The sequence below is a fragment of the Mitsuaria sp. TWR114 genome (assembly GCF_007997345.1).
The window spans coordinates 1-3,070 of the sequence record NZ_VOSR01000536.1; the positions used below are offsets into that span (position 1 = coordinate 1).

Sequence of the window (3,070 nt, forward strand, 5' to 3'; positions counted from 1 at the left end):
AGCGCCTCGGCGCCGGTGGCGGCTTCCAGCGTCGGGAAACCGGCCGCGTTGAGCAGCCGCACCGTGGTGTAGCGGCCCACCGGATCGTCGTTGACGACGAGCAGCCGGTGCCGCGAGCGGTCGATGGCGTGGGGCTCGCTCATGCGTCGGGCACTTCCCTGACTGCGTTGGCCTCCGCGTCGGTGGCCGCTTCGGTCGCGCCGGTCGCGCCCGGCAGCTGCAGCGGCAGCGTCACCGAGAACACCGACCCCACGCCCGGCGTGCTGCTCAGCGCGACGCGGCCGCCGAGCAGCTCCGCCAGCCGCTTGCTGAGCGACAGGCCCAGGCCGGTGCCGCGCAGGCGCTTCTGGATCGGCGAGTCGATCTGGGCGAAGTCCTGGAAGATCGCGCCGTGGAATTCCGGCGCGATGCCGATGCCGGTGTCGCGCACGGAGAAGGTGACCTCGTCCGCGCCGTCCGGACCGTCGCCCACCACCGCGCTGACGCGCACCTCGCCCTGCGCGGTGAACTTCAGCGCGTTGGAGATGAAGTTGCGCAGGATCTGCGAGAGCTTGGCGTTGTCGGTGAAGAGCTGCGAGACGCCTTGCGGCTCCTCGAAGACCAGCTGCACCTCCGGGTTGACCAGCACCGGCTTGAACATGCCGCGCAGCGCCGCGAACAGGTCGACCAGCTCGAACCAGGCCGGCGAGATGTCGATGCGGCCGGCCTCGACCTTGGCCAGGTCGAGCAGGTCGTTGACCATGTCGGCGAATTCCTCCGACGTGGTGCGGATGAAGTTGATCTGCCGTTCCTGCTCCAGCGTCAACGGGCCGTCGATGCGGTCGAGCAGCAGCCGCGTCAGGCTGCGGATCGACGAGATCGGCGTGCGGAACTCATGGCTCATGTAGGCGAGGAAGCGGCTCTTGAGCTCGGTCGCCTGGCGCAGCTGCTGGGCCTGCGTGTCCAGCTCCGCGTACAGCGCCAGCACGCCGCGGTTGGTCTCGTCGAGTTCGCTCTGCAAGGCCTCGACCTGGGCGCGGGCCGCTGCCAGCGCGGCCTGCAGCGCGGCGCGCCCGTCGCGCAGCGCGGCGGCCTGGCGCTCGTAGACCTGCGCATGCTCGAGCGCGAACAGGCCGGCTTCCGCGTTCAGCACGCTGACGTTGTAGGGCGGGCGCAGCTTGTCGATGTGATGGATCAGCTCGGCATGGCCCATCAGGTAGCCGATGCGCACGCCGGCCAGCCCGAACTTGCTCATCGTGCGCATGATCAGCACCTGCGGATGACGCGCCATCAGCGCCATCGCGTCGCGCGCGGCGAAGGGCTGGTAGGCCTCGTCGATCACGACCAGCCCCGGCGCCGCCTCGGCGATGCGCTCGATGACGGCGTCGTCCCAAAGGTTGGCGGTGGGGTTGTTCGGATAGGCCAGGTAGACGATGGCGGGCCGGTGCTCGGCGATGGCGGCCAGCATCGCCGCTTCGTCGAGCTCGAAGTCCGCCGTCAGCGGCACGCCGACGAAGTCCAGGTGCTGGTAGGCCGAGGACAGTCCGTACATGACGAAACCGGGCAGAGGCGCCAGCACGGCGACGCGCTGGCCCGGCTTGCTGACGGCCATCGCCAGCAGCGAGATCAGTTCGTCCGAGCCATTGCCCAGCATCAGCGCCTGGCCCTCCGGCAGGCCGGCGTGCGCCGCCAGCGCGCGCGCCAGGTCCTGCGTGCGCTCGCCGGGATAGCGGTTGATCGCGACCGCGCCCAGGCGCTCGCCCAGCGCCCGCTGCAGCTCGGCGGGCAGCCGGAAGGGGTTCTCCATCGCGTCCAGCTTGATCAGGCCGGCGGACGGATGCACCGCGTAGGCGTGCATGGCGCGCAGGTCGTCGCGCAGGACACCGAGGGCTCGATCGAGGGCAGCTTTCATGGGGCGACCGCCAGCGGCGGCGGGGTATCGGAGAGGGGATCGGGATCGAAGGCCGCGCCCGCCGGCAGCGCGCGCAGCGGGTCGACGATCAGGACGCTGTCGTAGAGCTGGCCGTGCGGCAGCGCCAGGCTGAGCAGCGTCTCGCAGCCCTGCGCCTTGGCGGCGGCGACGATCAGCGCATCGGCGTAAGGCAGCGCGAAGCGGCTTTCCAGCGACCAGGCGGACTCGACGGTGGCATGGTCGGTCGACCACGGCGCCCAGCGCTGGTAGCGGCGCACCTCGGCCCGGGCGTCGCCATTGGGCATGGCGGGCGCGATGCGGGTGGTGACGGCGCGGTAGAAGTCGTTGAGTACCTGGCTGGAGGTGCGGCCCAGACGCAGCTGCCACAGCACGCGCAGCCAGCGCATGGCCTGCGCGCGGCGGCCTGGGTCGGCGCCGTCCTCGCTCAGGATCAGCACCGAGGTGTCCACGAACACCGGGGCGGTCAGCTCCAGGCCCGCGCTCACAGCAGCTCCCGGCCCGGATAGGGCTGGCCGTCGGAGGACCAGGTGCGCTCGCGGTGCAGCCAGTCCTGCAGGGCGCGCTCATAGGCGTCGTCGTGACGCATCTTCTCGGCGAGGAGCTCGCCGACCAGCCGCGAGACGCTGGTGTTGCGCCGCGCCGCCTCCAGCCTCGCCCACTCGGCGACGCTGTCTTCCATGGTGACGGTGACGTTCTTCATGAAGGCCGCAGGGTAACACGAAGTTCGTGTTCCACGAACTTCGTGTCCTCGTCAGCCTTCGGGACTTGATGCTCGGCCGTCGCCCGGATGGGGCGGGATTCAGCCGTGCAGACGGAATTGCGCGACCACGTGCTGCAGGCTGCCCGCCTGCTCGCGCAGCGATTCCGAGGCGGCCGAGGATTCCTCGACCAGCGCCGCGTTCTGCTGGGTGACCTCGTCCAGGCGCCGCACGGCCTGGCCGACTTCGATCAGGCTGGTGCTCTGCTCCTGCGTGGCCGAAGAGATCTCCTGGATGATGTCCGTCACCCGCTGCACGGCGGCGACGATTTCGCGCATCGTCTCGCCGGCGTCGCCGACCAGGCGGGCGCCCGCCTCGACGCGCTCGACCGAGGAACCGATCAGGCCTTTGATCTCGCGCGCCGCTTCGGCGCTGCGCTGCGCCAGCGAGCGCACCTCGC

General features: G+C 70.7%; 4 protein-coding genes. All 4 read right to left on the minus strand.

The window, feature by feature from the left end:
* Nucleotides 1-139 precede the first annotated feature (139 nt).
* A complete protein-coding gene (locus FUT87_RS18725; protein ID WP_147242002.1) occupies nucleotides 140-1,891 on the minus strand; it encodes an aminotransferase class I/II-fold pyridoxal phosphate-dependent enzyme in 1,752 nt (583 codons plus the stop codon).
* A complete protein-coding gene (locus tag FUT87_RS18730; protein ID WP_255511860.1) occupies nucleotides 1,888-2,397 on the minus strand; it encodes a PIN domain-containing protein in 510 nt (169 codons plus the stop codon). The genes FUT87_RS18725 and FUT87_RS18730 overlap by 4 nt, the downstream gene beginning before the upstream one ends.
* Nucleotides 2,394-2,612 (minus strand): CopG family transcriptional regulator, encoded by a 219-nt coding sequence (locus FUT87_RS18735; protein WP_088408424.1) that lies wholly within the window; start codon nucleotides 2,610-2,612, stop codon nucleotides 2,394-2,396. Before FUT87_RS18735 ends, FUT87_RS18730 begins: the two co-directional genes overlap by 4 nt.
* Before the next feature lie 99 nt (nucleotides 2,613-2,711).
* Nucleotides 2,712-3,070 (minus strand): methyl-accepting chemotaxis protein (locus tag FUT87_RS18740; RefSeq protein WP_255511913.1); only part of this gene is annotated, 359 nt, incomplete at its 5' end.

Coding starts and splice junctions, on each gene's coding strand:
- FUT87_RS18725 (WP_147242002.1), bottom strand. CDS start 1,891: ATGAAAGCTGCCCTCGATCGAGCCCTCGGTGTCCTGCGCGACGACCTG.
- FUT87_RS18735 (WP_088408424.1), bottom strand. CDS start 2,612: ATGAAGAACGTCACCGTCACCATGGAAGACAGCGTCGCCGAGTGGGCG.